Here is a 16,718-nt window from a genome sequence, read left to right on the forward strand (position 1 = left end):
CACGACGATACGCGAACGGCAGGCATGAAAAAAGCGGGCCGAAGCCCGCTTTTTTCCTGAAGCGAATCCCGATTACTTCGGGCCGGCTTCCTTGCGTTCCTTGGCGATGTTCGCGCTTTCTGCAGCGCCCGAAGCAGCAGCCGAAGCCTTCTTCTTCTTGGTCTTCTTGACGTTGTTGGTTGCCGGCGCCTTGCCAGCTTCAACAGCTTGTTCTTGGCCAGACTGGCCTTCGGCACCTGCGAACGCGCCAACCGAAGCGAAGGCGAACAGAGCAGTCAGAAGGGTAGCGAGGGTCTTTTTCATAATTGGATCTCCAACGAGAGGGTGATTTCGGGCCATTCGGCAAAGCGCAGATTATTCAGCCATGCCTGGCGGCCGACCAAAACTTGCGTAAAGCCGGTACCGGCAAGGTTATGTCAGGCCCACCCAAAAATAAAGCCACCCTCATACGGCTGTATCAATTTGGCCCCATTCAATCCTGTGCAGGCTTCACGACAGTCTTCAGGCGACCAGCATCGCGATGGTCAAACCGAGGACCAGCACCAGCCAGAGCAGGATGGCGCGCCAGATCAGCCCGACCGCGCAGGCGAGGTAATCCGGGCTAACGGCGTCGCCAAGCCCGAGTTCGGGGCGAAACTTGACCGTATGGTCCATGTGCAGCGCATCGCCAAGGCGGATGCCGATCGCACCGGCACCCGACGCCAGCAGAATGCCTTGCGCCCGGTCGACCCAGGCCCGCGCCTGCGAGCGCCAGCAATAGACGGCATCCTCGAAGTCGCCCATCACCGCAAATCCCGCCGCGGTGACGCGCACCGGCAGGTAATCGAGCCACGCCAGCACGGTTTCGGCACAGCGGCCGAACGGGTCGTCGCGGCCGCCCCATTTGGTTGCCAGCAGGCTGGCGGCGCGATACAGCAAGGCGCCGGCCGGGCCGACCAGCCAGCCCAGTACGGCAAACCAGAACACCGGTGCGAACACGTAACGGTAGGAGTCGATCAGCCCCTGCTCGATCGCCAGGCGCGAAATCTCGTTCGGTGTCATTTCCGACGTGTGCTGGCCGGTCCAGTCCGCCAGCATCGCTCGTGCCGTCGCCAGATCGTCGGCCTGCAGCGCCTTGGATACCGCGGTAAACGCGTGGCTGAACTGGCGAAATCCCATCGTCAGGTACAGCACCAGCACGGTGAACACCAGGCCGAACAGCGGATTGGCTCGCGCCAGCAGGCAGTACGCGATCACGACGACCGCGAGAATGGGCAGAACCGCGATACCCCAGGCGTAGACGCCATTGCGGACCTCGCCGGCATTCAGGCCGCGCTCGAGCCGGTTGGCGAAGCGGATGAACGCCAGGTAGAGCGAATTGCGGCTGCTGATCGGCCGCAGTTGTTCCAGCGCGAGGGCGAGGATCAGGGATAGAATGGTCATGGCTCTAGCTTAGGTCGAGACAGGCTGCAATACACCCGGCGCAAGATACCACAGGCCCGGCAGCTCCCCCAAGGCGCGCCGCCCTGCTTGAGGTTTCCGACCACCGCCCCCATATCGACCAGCGTACCACCCCCAATTGGAGAGAAAACGATGGAACACAAACTGCCGGAACTGCCTTACGCTCAGGATGCGCTCGCGCCGTACATGTCGGCCGAAACGCTGTCGTACCACTATGGCAAGCACCATCAGACCTACATCACCAATCTGAACAACCTGATCAAGGGCACCGAGAACGAGAGCAAGTCGCTCGAAGAGATCGTGAAAACGGCCCCGGCAGGCGGCCTGTACAACAACGCGGCCCAGATCTGGAACCACACCTTCTTCTGGTTCGGCTTCAAGCCGAACCCGACCGCTGCCGACCGCGCACCGGCCGGCGCGCTCGCCGACGCGATCAACGCCAAGTGGGGTTCGTTCGACGAGTTCAAGAAAGCGTTCAATACCTCGGCCGCCGGCAACTTCGGCTCGGGCTGGACCTGGCTGGTCAAGAAGACCGACGGCAGCCTCGACATCGTCAACACCGGTGCCGCCGGCACACCGCTGACCACCGCCGACACCGCACTGCTGACCTGTGACGTGTGGGAACACGCGTACTACATCGATTACCGCAACAGCCGCCCGAACTACCTCGAGGCGTTCTGGAAGCTGGTCGACTGGGATGTGGTTGCGCAACGCCTCGCGGCGTAAGTTTCACCCCCGACAAGAGCATTCGGCCCTGGCAATCTGCCCGGAGCTTGAAAAGAAAAGGACGGCAATCGCCGTCCTTTTTTGTATCCGCGCCGCAACGAGACGCCTCGGCAAGCGCCGCTCGGCAGGTCGATCCCACCCTTCATACCACTCGGCCAATGGTATTAGCAAAATAGGCAAATAATCAGCCGTTGTGCCGCAAATTTGATCGCCAATCATTTAATTACATCGCAAGTAATTAATTGAAGCCGTACGGTTTTATCCATACTTTTCAATGAGTTGACTTCCATAACCTGTCGGTCATAATCCGTCGGCATTCCGAAATCATGACAAGCCGGAATGCGCGCCACGCAGGCAAATTTGTGTGGCAATACGGACCTGACTGGTATTAAAGCCAGCCGGGTCTATCGACGATTCAAAGGATGGAGAGACTCCCGAATGTCGCAACACAATCGTTTCGCCCTGGCCGTGCTGCCGGCTGCGCTGTTTGCCGCGCACGCCTACGCTGCCTACCCGGCCTGGCAGGAAGGCCAGACCTATACCGCCGGCACCTATGTGTCGTACAGCGGTAACGACTATCAGGCACTGGTGACCCACACCGCCTACGTTGGTGCCAACTGGAACCCGGCATCGAGCCCGACACTGTGGAAAGCCGCCGGCGCCAGCACCGGTACGCCGAGCCCGGCACCGACGCCGGCCCCCACGCCTGCACCGACCCCGGCACCGACGCCCGCCCCGACCGCCACGCCGACCCCGGCTCCGACGCCGAGCGGCTGCGCTGCATGGTCGAACACCGCCGTCTACACCGCCGGCCAGTGCGTGACCCATAACGGCGTGACCTACAAGGCCAAGTGGTGGACGCAGAACAACGTGCCGGGTACCGAGCAGTACGGCCCGTGGGAAGTCCAAGGCAGCGTGACGCCGACTCCGACGCCGACGCCGACGCCGACTCCGACGCCGACGCCGACTCCGACTCCGACTCCGACTCCGACTCCGACTCCGACTCCGACTCCGACTCCGACTCCGACTCCGACTCCGACTCCGACGCCGACGCCGACCCCGACCCCGACCGGCACCCCGACGGTCCAGGCCGGTTCGTACTTCGCGCAGTGGGGCATCTACGGCCGCAACTACCAGGTCGCCGACATCAGCAACAGCGGCGCGGCAGCCAAGCTCACCTTCATCAACTACGCGTTCGGCAACCTGTACCAGAAGAACGGCGGTTACGAGTGCGGCATCATCAACAAGCTCGAGCCGGGTGCAACCGATCCGAATGCCGCCGATGCCGGCACCGGTGGCGACGCCTGGGCCGACTACCAGAAGGGCTTCCCGGGCGACGCCTGGGGCTGGCCGGCATGGGATGATCCGCGCAACGGCGTCTCCGGTCCGCTCAAGGGCAACTTCAACCAGATCAAGCAGCTGAAGGCCAAGCACCCGAACCTGAAGGTCTTCATCTCGCTCGGCGGCTGGACGTGGTCGAAGTGGTTCTCGGCAGCCGCCAGCACCGACGCACTGCGCAAACAGTTGGTCAGCTCGTGCATCGACGTGTACATCAAGGGCAACCTGCCGTTTGACGCCGGCTCGAACGCCGGTGGTCCGGGCGTCGGCGCCGGTGTGTTCGACGGTATCGACATCGACTGGGAATTCCCGGGCGTGATCGGCCAGCCGTACAACACCGTCAGCGCGGCCGACAAGGAGAACTTCACCTTGCTGCTCAAGGAGTTCCGCACCCAGCTCGACGCGATCGGCGCAGCCAACAGCAAGCGCTACGCCCTCACCGTCGCCATCGGCGCCGGCAAGGACAAGATCGACATGACCGATCCGGCCGAGTACACCAAGTACCTCGACTGGGTGAACGTGATGAACTACGACTACAACGGCGGCTGGGCAGCCCAAGGCCCGACCGACTTCCAGTCGCACCTGTACAAGGATGTCAACAATCCGAACTACATCGACTCGAAGACCGGTCAGCGCAGCCTGGTGTCGTACTACAACACCGACGAGTCGATCCAGCTGCTGATCGCCAAGGGTGCTCCGCGCAACAAGCTCGTTGTCGGCGTGCCGTACTACGGCCGCGGCTGGACCGGCGTGAAGGCCGGCCCGAACGGTGATGGCCTGTACCAGGCTGCAACGGGTGCGGCCAAGGGCACGTATGAAGCCGGCATCGAGGACTACAAGGTCCTGAAGAACGCCGCCGGCACGCTGCGTTACCACCCGGTCACCAAGCAGTCGTACAAGTACGACGGCACCACCTGGTGGAGCTACGATACCCCGACCGATATCCAGACCAAGGTCGACTACATCAAGGCCAACCAGCTGGGAGGCGCATTCAGCTGGTCGCTCGATGGCGATACGGCCGATGCCGAACTGACCAAGGCCATGGCCAAGGTTCGCGAATAAGTCTCGTCGAATCGTGCTGTTTGACCCCCGGGAAACCGGGGGTTTTTTCTTGCCGCAATGCAAGAAACGAACTGACCTGAGGTCGGTTTTTCCTGCCGTGCGGAATATGCTGCAAAGCCGCATGCCGGCTGGGTTGGCGCAATTGCCGAAGCCGGCTCCGAAAGGCTTGCCGCGGCCAAGCCGGCGCGGTTAGGATGGCACGCAGGAAGGAAGACAACTATTCACGCCCGTCGGCAGGCACCGCGGCGTTAGATACCGATACCAATTAGAAAGAGACACACCATGAAGCAGTCCGGCCGCACCTCCCGCCCATGGTTCCGCCACGCCCGCCAGCGCGGCTTTACCCTGCTCGAACTGCTGGTCGTGATCCTGATCATCGCCCTGCTGGCCGGCTATGTCGGACCCAAGCTGTTCGGTAAGGTCGGCGAAGCCAAGGCCAAGACCGCCGCCGGGCAGATGAAATCGCTGTCGGACGCATTGAACAACTACCGGCTCGACATGGGCAGCTACCCGAGCACCGAGCAGGGGCTGGCGGTGCTGAACGCCAAGCCGGCCGACGCCGGCAACCGCTGGCAGGGCCCCTACCTGATGAAGGATGTCCCGAGCGACCCGTGGGACCGCCCTTATGTCTATCGCCGCCCCGGCGAGAACGGCAAGGACTTCGACCTGCTGACCTTCGGCGCCGACGGCAAGCCGGGCGGCAGCGGCGAAGACACCGACATCAGTTACTGATCACCCGGTCCCGGTAGTTCACCATGCGCTACAAGGTCAAGGCGCTGGCGGCCGGCCGCCTCTCCGAACTCGAGCTCGACGCGGCCAACGAAGCCGAGCTTCGCAGTCGGCTGGCGGCGCAGGGCGCCCAGCTCGTCAGCTTCCAGGCCCAGCAACGGCTCGCGTTCCGCAAGAGCGAGTTCGGCCTGTCGCTGTTCACGCAGGAGCTGATCGCGCTGCTCGAGGCCGGGCTGACGCTGGTCGAGGCCGTCGAAACGCTGAAGGAAAAAAGCGCGCAGGACGGCAGCCGCGTGGTGCTGACGCGGATGGTCGAAACGCTCTACCAGGGCCTGCCGTTCTCGAAAGTGCTGGCGCAGATGCCCGAACACTTCCCGCCGCTCTATATCGCGACCGTCGGCTCGGCCGAAAAGACCGGCCACCTGGCCGACGCGCTCAAGCGCTACCACCACTACGATACCCGGCTCGCGGGGGTGAAGAAGAAGGTCGTCGCCGCGCTGATCTACCCGATGGTGATCCTGACCATCGGCGGCAGCATCATGCTGTTCCTGCTGTTCTATGTGATCCCGAAGTTCAGCCAGATCTACGCGTCGATGCGCAATATTCCGTTCGCGGCGCAGATCATGCTGTGGTGGGGCGACCTCGTGCACCAGCATGGCCACTGGCTGTTCGCCGGTATCGCCGCGACCATCGCCGGCATCGTGCTGCTCTTGCGCACGCCGTCGGTCCAGGGCGCGCTGATGGAAATCGTCTGGCGGATTCCACGGCTCGACGACTATCGCCGGCTGTTCGCGCTCACCCGCTTCTACCGCACCGTCGGCCTGCTGCTCGCCGGCGGCCTGTCGGTCGTCGCGGCCATGGAACTGGCGGCGCAGCTGCTGCCGACGCCGATGCGTCTGGCACTCGGCCGTGCGATCGTCGACATCCGCGCCGGCCAGGGCCTGTCAGCCACCCTGCCGCGCTACCAGTTGACGACGCCGGTGTCCGAACGGCTGCTGCGCGTCGGCGAACAGAGCGGCGAGCTGGCGACGATGTGCGAGCGCTCGGCGCAGTTCTGCGACGAAGAGCTCGACCGCGGCATCGAAATGTTCACCAAGCTGTTCGAGCCGATCCTGATGCTGTTCATCGGCGTGATGATCGGCACCATCGTCTTCCTGCTCTACATGCCGATTTTCGAACTCGCGGGGAGTGTCCACTGATGTCCGCGCTGACGCTCGACCTGATCCAGCACCTGCGTGCCAATCGCGGTGACACGCCGCTGCCCTTGCTGCTGCAGCAGACGCTCGGTGCCTCCGACGACGACTACCGCTTCGACGTCAGCACCTTCCTCGGCCTGCCAGCGCTGACGCTGTCCGACCTCGACGCGCTGTTCCCGCGCTACGACCTGCTGCCGTACGCCGATGCCATCGCACACCAGTGCGTGCTGGTCGAGGACACCGACGGCAGCCTGTCGCTGGTCTACGGCGATCCGTTCGATGCGGCCACGCGCAACTGGGCGCTGCAGCGGGTCTCGGTCGCGTTCCGCAATGCGCTCGGTCATTACGACGACGTCGCCCGCTATCTGGAAAAGTACGAAACCAGCCACCGGGCGATGGACCAGCTCGCCGGCGGCGGCGACGGCGAGGCCAGCAACGACGGCGTGCCGGAAATCTCGCTGGCGACGATTGCCGCCGACAGCAACCCGGTGGTCAAGCTGGTCAACTCGACCTTGTACGACGCGCTCAAGTCCAAGGCGTCGGACATCCACCTCGAGAGCACGCCGGCCGGCCTGTCGATCAAGTACCGGATCGACGGCGTGCTGCTGCACATCGGCGGCGCCAACGGCATCGAAACCGCCGAACAGACCGTGTCGCGGATCAAGGTGCTCGCCGACCTCGACATCGCCGAGCGGCGGATTCCGCAGGACGGCCGCTTCAAGGTGATCATGAACGGCCGCGACATCGACTTCCGCGTGTCGATCATGCCGTCGATCTACGGCGAGGACGCCGTGCTGCGGGTGCTCGACAAACAGGGCGGCGGCGATTCGTTCAAGCAGTTGCGGCTCGACATCCTCGGCCACGAGGAAGTGACGATGGCGGCGATCCGCTCGCTCGCCAACGAGCCGTACGGCCTCTTGCTGGTGACCGGGCCGACCGGTTCGGGCAAGTCAACGACGCTGTACGCGACGCTGTCCGAGATCAATACCGGTGAAGAGAAGATCATTACCATCGAGGACCCGGTCGAATACCAACTGCCCGGCGTGCTGCAGATTCCGGTCAATGACAAGAAGGGCCTGAGCTTCGCGCGCGGGCTGCGCTCGATCCTCCGGCACGACCCGGACAAGATCCTCGTCGGCGAAATCCGCGACGGCGAAACCGCCAACATCGCCGTCCAGGCGGCGCTGACCGGGCACCTGGTGCTGACGTCGGTGCACGCCAACAACGCCTTCTCGGTGCTCGACCGCTTCATGCACATGGGCGTCGAATCGCACAGCTTCGTCGACGCACTGATCGGCGTCGTCGCGCAGCGGCTGATCCGCAAGATCTGCCCGCACTGCATCACCGACGACAATCCCGACGACGAACTGCTCGAAACCTCGGGCCTTTCCCGCGACCACGTCGCCGCATGGCGCTTCCGCAAGGGCACGGGCTGCAAGGCCTGCCGCAATACCGGCTATCTGGGTCGCAAGGCGATTGCCGAAGTGCTGCGGCTCAACGACGACCTCAAGGTCGCGATCGTCAACCGTGCACCGCCCGGCGAAATGAAAACGCTCGCCAGCCGGACCGGCTTTGCGTCGATGCGGCAGATGGCCTTGCTGGCCGTGTCGCGCGGCGAAACCACCCTGCAGGAAATCAATCGTGTCACCTTTGTCGATTGACCATCACGGCTGGCTGTTGCGCAGCCAGGTCCTGCTCGCCAGCCGGCCCCGCTGGCCGCGCGGCCCGGTCACGCGCCGCGCCGAAACCATCGACGGCACGATGGACACCGCGGTGCTGCGTTTGCAGCAGCTGCTCGCCGACGCGCCGGCCGGCCGTTTCGACACGCTGACGCTGCATCTGGGCGCGCCGTGGGTGCGCTACAGCGTGCTGCCGTGGCAGGACAACCTGAAGCGCGAGGCCGACTGGCAGGGTTACGCGCGGGTGCTGATGGCGTCGCAGTTCAACGTCGCGACCGACAGCTGGCGCATCGCCATCGAGGACGGCCGCTATGGCGCGCCGCGGCTCGCCGCCGCGCTCGACCAGGGGCTGTTCCAGACGCTGGTCGAACTGGCCCGGACGCGCAAGTGCAAGCTGCATGCGGTCGCCCCGCTGCTGACCGACGTCACCAACCGCTATCACGGCGAGCTCAAGGCGCGCGAGTTCGCGCTGATCGTCGCCGAAGCCGAACACGTCAGCTGCCTGTTCCGCAAGCAGCGCCACTGGCGCGGCGTCGTCACACTGCCGGCCCCGGCCGCCGGCCTCAACGGCGCATCGCTGACCGCACTGGTGCGCGACGCCGCGATGCTTGCCAGCGACTTCGTTCCGCGCGAACTCTACCTCGCCTCGGCCCAGCAACCGGCCGAGTACGACAATGACGGCTTCGAGCTCGACTGGCTCGGCGGCCTGCATCCGCTGCTCGACGCCACGCGCGAATGGGCCCGGCCGGAGGTCGCCGCGTGAGGACGATCCACCTCGATTTCCATCGCAAGCCGACGGCGACGCCGTGGCTCGGCCTGGCACTGGTCGTCGCCGGCATCGTGCTGCTGCTGTGGGTGCTGGCCCGCCAGGACGTCGCCGACGAGCGCCGCAAGCTCGTCGACACGCAGGAAGCCGAGCTGTCGTGGCTGATCAAGCGCCAGGAAGCGTCGGAGCTCGACGCGCAGAAGGACGCGCCGCTCAATGACAAGGTCGCCGCGATCGTGCGCGCGCAGGCCGCGTCGCCCGACACGGGGCTCGGCGCGCTCGAAGCCGCGTGGCGGCCGACGATTGCCTACACCAAGATCGACGTGAGCACGACCGAACGCGACCTCAAGCTCGAGCTCGAGGCCAGGACGCCGAAAGACCTGCTCGCGTGGATCGACGCGCTGGCGGCCCAGCCGGACGTCGCCCGCGTCTCGCTGGCGCGGCAGTCGATCAAGTCCGCCGACCCGTTCAAGCCGGCCAATGCGGCGGTCGAAGTGCGCTGGCGCGCGGCGGAGGCACCATGAAGATCCAGCAGATCGTCTGGCATCTGCGCCGCTGGCCGCGCTACGCCGGCACCCTCGGCTGGGCAGGCCTCGCGCTGATCATCATGGCCGTCCTGCTGCTCAAGCAGCAGGTCGAACCGGTCGAGCGCGACCTCGACAAGCGCGAGCTGGCCGTCTCGGCCAAACGCGGCGAGCTGCGGCACACCGCGCGCGCCAGCGATGTCGCCAGCGCACCGGCCTACGTCCGGCTGCGTCCGGACACCAGCTTCACCGCCTTTCTCGGCGAATTGTCCGAACTCGCCGCCAAGCACGGCATCGGCGTGGTGCAGAGCGACTACAAGAGCGTGACCGAAGGCGACGGCCACCTGATGCGCTACGGGCTGCAGTTCCCCGCCGGCGGCAATTACCCATCGCTGCGCGCCTTCTTGCACGCGCTGGGCGAGATTCCCGGCGTGCGGATCGAGTCGGTCAGCATGAGCCGCCATCAGATCGGCGACGAGTCGCTGGCGATCCAGCTGCAGCTCTCCTATCTGACCGAAGTCGCCGATCCGCAACCGCTCAAGCAGGAGGGCCGCTGATGCTGTCGCGCCCGCTGCAGATCATCCTCGGCCTCACGGCGCTGCTGACCGTCTATACGATCTGGCAGGAAAGTGCCGAACAACCCGCGGACACCGGTGTCGCGGCGCGCCGGCCGCAGCCGGTGCGCGAGATCGCGTCCGAAGCGAGTGCCGTCGCCCGTACCGTGGTCGCTCGCGCATCGGCCGCCTCGAACGCCAGCGCGGTCAACCTGTTTCCGAGACAGACGTGGGCCCCGCCGCCACCGCCACCGCCACCGCCGGCCAAACCGACGCCGACCCCGGTGCCGGTCGCGCCGCCGCTGCCGTTCCAGATCGTGTCGACCTGGCACGAACGCGGCACCGATTACGTCGTGCTGCAGGCCGGCGGCGACCAGTACGTCGTCTGCAACCGCTGCGATGCGCTCGGCCGGGTCCAGCAGGGCGAAATCCTGCTCGGCACCTGGCGGATCGACAAGGTCGGCCGCGACGTCGTCGCCTTTACATTCATGCCATTGAATCAGCAGCAGGTGCTGCCGATAGGAGGAACGCCGTGAAGCGCGCGTTGACCATCACCGTTCTGACCGCGCTGCTCGCCGGCTGTGCCGCCGACAGTGCGCGCCAACAAGGCGAAGCGCTGATCCAGCAGGGCAACACGCAGGAAGGCCTGAAAGCGCTGCAGACCGCGGTGCAGCAGTATCCGGACGACATCAAGCTGCGCACCGCCTACCGCCGCCAGCTCGACCAGCAGCTCGGCCAGTTGCTGCAGGAGGCCGAAACCGCCCGCGCCCGCGGCGACATGCCGACCGCGCTGGCACGCTACCAGCAGATGCTGTCGTGGGATCAGGGCAATGTGCGCGCACTCGAGGGCATGCGCCAGCTCGAACGCACGGTGCGCAACGACTCGATGCTCAAGTTCGCCGGCGAGATCAAGGACAAGCGGCCGGACGAGGCGCTCGACATCCTGCGCCAGGTGCTTGCCGACAATCCGCGCAACCCGCAGGCGGTGAAGCTCAAGGACGACATCGAGAACCGCAAGTCCCGCGAGGCCAATCTGCGCCCGGCGCTGGCGCAGGCGCTCAAGAGCCCGATCTCGCTGCAGTTCCGCGACCAGCCGGTGATGAGCGTGTTCGACATCGTCGCGCGCATCGGCAAGGTCAATTTCATCTTCGACCGCGACGTGCCGGCCAACCTGCGCACGACGATCTTTGCCCGCGACACCACGGTCGAGGACGTGATCAACCTGATCCTGGCGACCAACCAGCTCGACAAGAAGATCCTCAACGACAACACGATCCTGATCTACCCGAAGCGGCCCGACAAGGACCGCGACTACAAGGATCTGGTGATGCGGACCTTCTACCTCTCCAACGCCGACCCCAAGCAGGTGCTGTCGATGCTCAAGCAGATGGTCAAGACGCGCGACGTCTACATCGACGAGCGGCTGAACATGCTGGTGATGCGCGACACGCCCGAAGCGATCGCCGTCGCCGAGCGGCTGATCGCCGCGCAGGACCTGCCGCAGTCGGAGGTCGTGTTCGAGGTCGAGGTGCTCGAGGTCAACAGCAGCGACGTTCTCAACCTCGGCATCCGCTACCCGGACAGCGTCAGCGCGACGGTCGGCGGCTTCGACGCCGCCGGCGGCTTCACGCCGGGGCTGATCACGCTCGACAAGCTGAACGACGTGAACAAGAGCAACGTGCTCGTCAACATGGGCACGCCGACGATCACCGCGAACATGGTCCACAGCAAGGGCAACGGCACGGTGCTCGCCAACCCGAAGATCCGCGTCAAGAACCGCGACAAGGCCAAGATCCTGATCGGCGACCGGCTGCCGGTGGTGACGACCACCAACTCGAACGGCGTGGTCAGCGAAACGATCAACTATCAGGATGTCGGCCTGACGCTGAATGTCGAGCCGATCATCGGCGTCGACGGCGACGTCGGCGTCAAGGTCCAGCTCGAAGTGTCGAACGTCACCAAGGAAATCCAGACCAAGACCGGCCTGATCGCCTACCAGATCGGCACCCGCCGCGCCGAAACCAATATGAGCGGCCGCGACGGCGAAACGCAGATCCTCGCCGGCCTGTTGAGCCGCAACAGCCAGAGCACCGGCGACGCGATCCCCGGCCTGGGCGAGCTGCCCATCCTCGACCGGATCTTCGGCAGCAAGAAGGACTCGGCGACCAAGACCGAACTCGTGCTGTCGATCACGCCGCGCATCGTCCGCAACCTGCCGATCCCGGGCGGCTACGTCACGCAGTTCGACAGCGGCACCGACGCGTCGATCTCGACCGACCCGCTGCGGCTGCGCCCGGCGTCGTCGATGAACTACTCGGCACAGGGCGGCAGCGTCCCGGCACCGCCGCCGGCACCGGTTCCGGTTCCACCGCCCGCTCCGGCTCCGGCTCCGGCTCCGGCTCCGGCTCCGGCTCCGGCTCCGGCTCCGGCTGCTGCAGCGCCTGCCGCGCCGGCACAGGCGCCCGCCACGGCAGCGGCCGACGCGCCGGTACCGCGCAGCGGCCTCGGCCGCCGCTGACCGCCATGCGCCGCGCACGGGGCTTCACGCTGATCGAGCTGATGGTCACGCTGACCATCCTCGCCGTGCTTGCGACCGTCGCGCTGCCGCTGTCGCAGGTTGCCGCCACCCGCAACCGCGAGTCCGAGTTGCGGCAGGCGTTATGGCAGATCCGCAGCGCGATCGACGCCTACAAGCTGGCGGTCGACGACGGCCGGGTCAGCAAGTCGCTCGAGGACACCGGTTACCCGCCCGAACTGGCCCTCCTCGCCGACGGCGTCAAGGACGCCAAGGACCCGACCGGCAAGAAGATCTACTTCCTCCGGCGCATTCCGCGCGACCCGTTCTGCGACTGCCCGAGCATGAACAACGTGCAGACCTGGGGTCTGCGCAGCTATGCAAGCCCGCCCGATTCGCCACAGGAGGGCCGCGACGTCTACGATGTGTATTCCCGCTCCAACGGCGTCGGCCTCAACGGCACGCCGTACCGCGATTGGTGATTCCCACGATGCCTTCCCCGCGCCGCCGCCGCGGCTTTACCCTGATCGAACTCCTGGTCGTGCTCGCCATCATGGCCAGCCTGCTGACCCTGGTCGTGCCGCGTTATTTCCAGCAGACCGACCGCGCCGCCGAGACCGTGCTCAAGCACAATCTCGTGGCGATGCGCGACGCGATCGACAAGTTCTACGCCGATACCGGCCGCTATCCGGCCACGCTGGACGAACTGGTCCAGCGCCGCTACCTGCGCGAGATGCCGCTCGACCCGGTCGCCAACCGCCGCGATGCCTGGCGGACGATCCCACCCGAAGGCGGCAGCGGCGTCTACGACGTCAAGAGCAGTGCCGACGGCAACGACAGCGATGGCAAACCGTTCCGCGACCTCTAGGGCCTGTCGTCATGCGTTTCGCGGCTGCGCTGGGCCGAAAAAGGGCCAGCGACAAGGCGCGTGACGCAGGTAATAACCAGTTGTTGCCAAGGAACACAACGCAGTGGATGGTTCTTTTTCGGCCCAGCCCTTCGGATTCGGGGCATTTCGGGCGCCGCGCAGCGTCGTCGGCCGCTTGCGGTACGCGTACCGCGGCGCGACCGGCTTCTTGCGCACCACCCGAACTGCCCCGAACGCAGTCGTGAAACGCATGACGACCGGCCCTGGCCGCCAAGCCGGCTTCGCCTACGTCTGGGTGCTGATGATGGTGCTGGTGATGGGCATCTATCTCGGTCTCGTCGGCGACGCCTGGCAAACCAAGCTGCAGCGCGAACGCGAGCAGGAACTGCTGCGGGTCGGCGACGAGATCCGCCTGGCGATCAAGGGCTACAACGCCATCGATTCGCAGTACCCGAAGCGGCTGCAGGATCTGGTCCAGGATCCGCGCGTGCCGTTTGCCCGGCGCTTCCTGCGCCGCGCGTACAAGGACCCGATGACCGGCGAGGACTGGGCCTACATCGGCGCGCCGGGCGGCGGCTTCATGGGCGTCTACAGCAAGTCGACCAAGGTGCCGCTGAAGCAGAGCAACTTTCCGCAGCCCTACGGCAACTTCGTCGACAAGAAGAGCTTCGCCGACTGGCAATTCGCCTGGTGGCCCAACAGCGGCGGCGGCCGGACCCGCTGAAGCGGTCTTGTTGCGGAGCAACAGAAAAGCTATGCTAAAGCGGTTTAGCAAACCCCGAAGACCGCCGTGGCTACCTTTGCACGCCTGACCATCGACGACATCGCCCGGCTCGCCGGCGTCTCGCGCACCACCGCCAGCCTGGTGCTCAACGGCCGCGCCGAAACCTACCGGATTTCCAAGACCACGCAGGAACGCGTGCTCGCGGTTGCCGCCGAACACCAGTTTCAGCCGTCGCAATCGGCCCGGGCCCTGCGCGCACGCGCCAGCCACACGCTCGGCCTCGTCGTGCCGCAACTGACCAACTTCACTCACGCCAGTCTCGCCGAAGCGCTCGAGCCGCTGGCGCGGGAAGCCGGCTACCAGTTGATGATCGTCAGCAGCAGCGACGACCCGGTACAGGAAGCCGCCGGCATCGGCCAGCTCATCGCGCGCCAGGTCGACGGACTGATCGTCGTGCCGTGCAACGCCGACCCGGCCGTCTATGCCGGCTGGGCCAGGCGCCTGCCGCTGGTGTTCGCCGACCGCCGCGTTCCCGGCAGCAGCGTTCCCTTCGTCGTGACCGCCGCCGCCGCCGCCACCGAGGCACTGGTCGGCGGCGCGATCGCCGACGGCGCACGCGAGATCCTGTACATCGGCGGTGGCGCCAGCCTGTCGACCAGCGCCGACCGGCTCGCCGGCTACCGCGCCGCAGTCGATCGCGCCGGCATCGCCGTTGGCGACGACTGGATCAGCGAGCGCGACTACCTGCGCACATCGGGCCAGGCCCGGCTCGCCGACTGGGTGAACCGGCACGGCCGCTACCCGCAGGCGGTGTTCACCGGCGGGATCACGCTGCTCGAAGGCGTGCTGGCCTTCGTCAATGCCCACGGCGGCACCGGCCCCGACTTCCTGCTGACCTTCGACGACCACCCGCTGCTCGACTGCCTGCCGCAGGCGGTGCAATCGGTCGCGCAGGACAGCCATACGCTGGCGGCCGACAGCCTTGCCGCCGTACTGGCGCTGCTGGCCGGCCAGCCGGCCGAGCCCGAACGCTGGATCGACGCCAGCGTTCGCCGCCGGCAGCGTTAATCCTCTTCCCGAACGTCACGCAACGCTGGGCCCCGGCATCGCCGCGCCCGCGCCCGCGCCGGGCCCGCTTTGCCGTCGGCATAAGGGGATTCCTGTAGTTTTTCCAGAAACACTACAAAAAGTTGATCCAGGTCTACTTTTTTTGCTTAACACGGTTTAGCATCGGCACATCGCTCGAATCAAGAGCCCGAATCCGTGGTAGCGGTCTAGCCTGTACTACGGGTGCATAAGGAGTTGCTATGACCAAGGTGCTGGTAGTCGGCAGTATTAATATGGATCTCGTCGTCGGCACGACGCGCTTCCCGCGTCTCGGCGAAACACTGTTCGGCGAACGCTTTGCGACCCATCCCGGCGGCAAGGGCGCCAACCAGGCGGTTGCCGCGGCACGCCTCGGCGCGCAGGTGACGATGGTCGGCCGGGTCGGCGACGACGCATTCGGCCAGCAGATGCTGGCCACGCTGACGACCGAGGGCATCGACACCCGCTGGATCGGCGTATCGGACTCCGCCGCCACCGGCATCGCCGCGATCACCGTCTGCGACGGCGACAACGCCATCCTCGTCGTCCCCGGCGCCAATGGCGAACTCTCTCCCGAGCACATCGCCGCCTCCGAGCAGGCCTTTGCCGGCACCGACGTCGTGCTGGCACAGCTCGAAGTGCCGATGGCCACCGTCGAAGCCGCCGCCGCGCTGGCGCACAAGCACGGCAAGCCTTTCATCCTCAACCCGGCGCCGGCGGCCCGGCTGCCGATCGAACTGGTCGGCAAGGTCGCGCTGTTCACGCCGAACGAATACGAACTTGCCGTCGCGCTCGACGGCAAGCCCGAGAACTGGAAAGCGCTCTTGGCGATGCTGCCGGGCAAGGTGGTGATGACCAAGGGCCGCGACGGCGCCTACTTCACCGATGCCGGCGGTGCGCTGCAGCACCAGACCTCGTTCCCGGTCGAGGCCGTCGATTCGACCGGCGCCGGCGACACGTTCAACGGCGCGATCGCCGCGTTCTGGGACCTCGGCCTCGCCGCCGCATCGCGCTACGCCTGCGCCGCCGGCGCGCTGTCGGTGACCCGTGCCGGCGCACAGGGCGGCATGCCGACGCGTGTCGAAGTCGATACCTTCCTGGACAACGCAGCATGAAAAAGCACGGCATCCTCAACAGCGACATCGCCCGCGTCCTGGCGAGCCTCGGCCACACCGACTGCATCGTCATCGGCGATTGCGGCCTGCCGATTCCCGATCACGTCGAACGGATCGACCTGGCGCTGCGCATCGGCACACCGAGCTTCTTTGACGTGCTCGACGAAGTGCTCAAGGACATGCAGGTCGAACGCGCGGTGTTCGCGACCGAAGCGCTCGACCGCAACGAGGCCGTGATGGCCCGCGCAACCAAGATGGCCGGCGACGGCATCGGGATCGACTACCTATCGCACGACGACCTCAAGCGCCTGTCGCACGACGCCAGGGTCGTCATCCGCACCGGCGAAGCGACGCCCTACGCCAATGTCGTGCTGTACGCCGGCGTGATCTTCTGAG

At 65.9% G+C, this 16,718-nt stretch carries 18 protein-coding genes; 16 read left to right on the plus strand and 2 right to left on the minus strand.

From position 1 onward, the window contains the following. Positions 1–72: 72 nt before the first annotated feature. Complete coding sequence (locus BJP62_RS06935) at positions 73–303, minus strand: hypothetical protein (protein WP_070528218.1); 231 nt, start codon at positions 301–303, stop codon at positions 73–75. A 198-nt stretch (positions 304–501) separates the two neighbouring features. Continuing rightward, positions 502–1,422 (minus strand): CobD/CbiB family protein, encoded by a 921-nt coding sequence (locus BJP62_RS06940; protein ID WP_070528221.1) that lies wholly within the window; start codon positions 1,420–1,422, stop codon positions 502–504. Between the two features lie 150 nt (positions 1,423–1,572). Between BJP62_RS06940 and BJP62_RS06945 the strand changes: the two genes are divergently transcribed. The 16 genes from BJP62_RS06945 to rbsD all read left to right on the plus strand — a co-directional run bounded on the left by BJP62_RS06945 (position 1,573) and on the right by rbsD (position 16,717). Next, positions 1,573–2,166 (plus strand): superoxide dismutase, encoded by a 594-nt coding sequence (locus BJP62_RS06945; RefSeq protein ID WP_070528223.1) that lies wholly within the window; start codon positions 1,573–1,575, stop codon positions 2,164–2,166. Between the two features lie 438 nt (positions 2,167–2,604). Further along, a complete protein-coding gene (locus BJP62_RS06950; RefSeq protein WP_070528225.1) occupies positions 2,605–4,566 on the plus strand; it encodes a glycosyl hydrolase family 18 protein in 1,962 nt (653 codons plus the stop codon). A 282-nt stretch (positions 4,567–4,848) separates the two neighbouring features. Continuing rightward, positions 4,849–5,298 (plus strand): type II secretion system major pseudopilin GspG, encoded by a 450-nt coding sequence (gene gspG, locus BJP62_RS06955; protein ID WP_070528227.1) that lies wholly within the window; start codon positions 4,849–4,851, stop codon positions 5,296–5,298. Between the two features lie 23 nt (positions 5,299–5,321). Next, positions 5,322–6,494, plus strand: a complete 1,173-nt coding sequence (locus tag BJP62_RS06960) for a type II secretion system F family protein (protein ID WP_070528228.1) — start codon at positions 5,322–5,324, stop codon at positions 6,492–6,494. Next, positions 6,494–8,152, plus strand: a complete 1,659-nt coding sequence (locus BJP62_RS06965; protein WP_070528230.1) for a GspE/PulE family protein — start codon at positions 6,494–6,496, stop codon at positions 8,150–8,152. The genes BJP62_RS06960 and BJP62_RS06965 overlap by 1 nt, the downstream gene beginning before the upstream one ends. Further along, complete coding sequence (locus BJP62_RS06970) at positions 8,133–8,933, plus strand: hypothetical protein (RefSeq protein WP_145927138.1); 801 nt, start codon at positions 8,133–8,135, stop codon at positions 8,931–8,933. The genes BJP62_RS06965 and BJP62_RS06970 overlap by 20 nt, the downstream gene beginning before the upstream one ends. Further along, entirely contained in the window at positions 8,930–9,460 is a 531-nt protein-coding gene (locus BJP62_RS06975; RefSeq protein ID WP_070528233.1) for a hypothetical protein, read from the plus strand. Before BJP62_RS06970 ends, BJP62_RS06975 begins: the two co-directional genes overlap by 4 nt. Further along, positions 9,457–10,017, plus strand: coding sequence for a hypothetical protein (locus tag BJP62_RS06980; RefSeq protein WP_070528235.1), 561 nt, complete (start codon positions 9,457–9,459; stop codon positions 10,015–10,017). Before BJP62_RS06975 ends, BJP62_RS06980 begins: the two co-directional genes overlap by 4 nt. Then, a complete protein-coding gene (locus tag BJP62_RS06985; protein ID WP_070528240.1) occupies positions 10,017–10,550 on the plus strand; it encodes a hypothetical protein in 534 nt (177 codons plus the stop codon). The genes BJP62_RS06980 and BJP62_RS06985 overlap by 1 nt, the downstream gene beginning before the upstream one ends. Continuing rightward, complete coding sequence (locus BJP62_RS06990; RefSeq protein ID WP_070528246.1) at positions 10,547–12,532, plus strand: secretin N-terminal domain-containing protein; 1,986 nt, start codon at positions 10,547–10,549, stop codon at positions 12,530–12,532. Before BJP62_RS06985 ends, BJP62_RS06990 begins: the two co-directional genes overlap by 4 nt. Positions 12,533–12,537: 5 nt before the next feature. After that, a complete protein-coding gene (locus BJP62_RS06995; RefSeq protein ID WP_070528247.1) occupies positions 12,538–13,011 on the plus strand; it encodes a type II secretion system protein in 474 nt (157 codons plus the stop codon). Between the two features lie 8 nt (positions 13,012–13,019). Next, complete coding sequence (locus tag BJP62_RS07000; RefSeq protein WP_070528249.1) at positions 13,020–13,397, plus strand: type II secretion system protein; 378 nt, start codon at positions 13,020–13,022, stop codon at positions 13,395–13,397. Between the two features lie 250 nt (positions 13,398–13,647). Continuing rightward, positions 13,648–14,121 (plus strand): type II secretion system protein, encoded by a 474-nt coding sequence (locus tag BJP62_RS07005; protein ID WP_070532428.1) that lies wholly within the window; start codon positions 13,648–13,650, stop codon positions 14,119–14,121. 66 nt (positions 14,122–14,187) lie between these two features. Next, on the plus strand, positions 14,188–15,189 hold the full coding sequence (locus tag BJP62_RS07010) for a LacI family DNA-binding transcriptional regulator (RefSeq protein ID WP_070528251.1): 1,002 nt from the start codon (positions 14,188–14,190) through the stop codon (positions 15,187–15,189). A 239-nt stretch (positions 15,190–15,428) separates the two neighbouring features. Next, the gene (gene rbsK, locus BJP62_RS07015; RefSeq protein ID WP_070528254.1) at positions 15,429–16,322 is read left to right on the plus strand and encodes a ribokinase; all 894 of its coding nucleotides are present in this window, start codon (positions 15,429–15,431) and stop codon (positions 16,320–16,322) included. Then, a complete protein-coding gene (rbsD, locus tag BJP62_RS07020) occupies positions 16,319–16,717 on the plus strand; it encodes a D-ribose pyranase (RefSeq protein WP_070528256.1) in 399 nt (132 codons plus the stop codon). Before rbsK ends, rbsD begins: the two co-directional genes overlap by 4 nt. The last annotated feature ends 1 nt before the right edge of the window (position 16,718 follow it).

This window comes from Jeongeupia sp. USM3 (genome assembly GCF_001808185.1).
Classification (GTDB): Bacteria; Pseudomonadota; Gammaproteobacteria; order Burkholderiales; family Chitinibacteraceae; genus Jeongeupia.

What these genes read in the sequence shown, in the direction of transcription:
- BJP62_RS07000 (WP_070528249.1), top strand. Translation starts at nt 13,020, where the DNA reads ATGCCTTCCCCGCGCCGCCGCCGCGGCTTTACCCTGATCGAACTCCTG.
- BJP62_RS06980 (WP_070528235.1), top strand. Translation starts at nt 9,457, where the DNA reads ATGAAGATCCAGCAGATCGTCTGGCATCTGCGCCGCTGGCCGCGCTAC.
- BJP62_RS06950 (WP_070528225.1), top strand. Translation starts at nt 2,605, where the DNA reads ATGTCGCAACACAATCGTTTCGCCCTGGCCGTGCTGCCGGCTGCGCTG.
- rbsK (WP_070528254.1), top strand. Translation starts at nt 15,429, where the DNA reads ATGACCAAGGTGCTGGTAGTCGGCAGTATTAATATGGATCTCGTCGTC.
- BJP62_RS06935 (WP_070528218.1), bottom strand. Translation starts at nt 303, where the DNA reads ATGAAAAAGACCCTCGCTACCCTTCTGACTGCTCTGTTCGCCTTCGCT.
- BJP62_RS06960 (WP_070528228.1), top strand. Translation starts at nt 5,322, where the DNA reads ATGCGCTACAAGGTCAAGGCGCTGGCGGCCGGCCGCCTCTCCGAACTC.
- BJP62_RS06945 (WP_070528223.1), top strand. Translation starts at nt 1,573, where the DNA reads ATGGAACACAAACTGCCGGAACTGCCTTACGCTCAGGATGCGCTCGCG.
- BJP62_RS06995 (WP_070528247.1), top strand. Translation starts at nt 12,538, where the DNA reads ATGCGCCGCGCACGGGGCTTCACGCTGATCGAGCTGATGGTCACGCTG.
- gspG (WP_070528227.1), top strand. Translation starts at nt 4,849, where the DNA reads ATGAAGCAGTCCGGCCGCACCTCCCGCCCATGGTTCCGCCACGCCCGC.
- BJP62_RS06965 (WP_070528230.1), top strand. Translation starts at nt 6,494, where the DNA reads ATGTCCGCGCTGACGCTCGACCTGATCCAGCACCTGCGTGCCAATCGC.
- BJP62_RS06985 (WP_070528240.1), top strand. Translation starts at nt 10,017, where the DNA reads ATGCTGTCGCGCCCGCTGCAGATCATCCTCGGCCTCACGGCGCTGCTG.
- BJP62_RS06940 (WP_070528221.1), bottom strand. Translation starts at nt 1,422, where the DNA reads ATGACCATTCTATCCCTGATCCTCGCCCTCGCGCTGGAACAACTGCGG.
- rbsD (WP_070528256.1), top strand. Translation starts at nt 16,319, where the DNA reads ATGAAAAAGCACGGCATCCTCAACAGCGACATCGCCCGCGTCCTGGCG.
- BJP62_RS07005 (WP_070532428.1), top strand. Translation starts at nt 13,648, where the DNA reads ATGACGACCGGCCCTGGCCGCCAAGCCGGCTTCGCCTACGTCTGGGTG.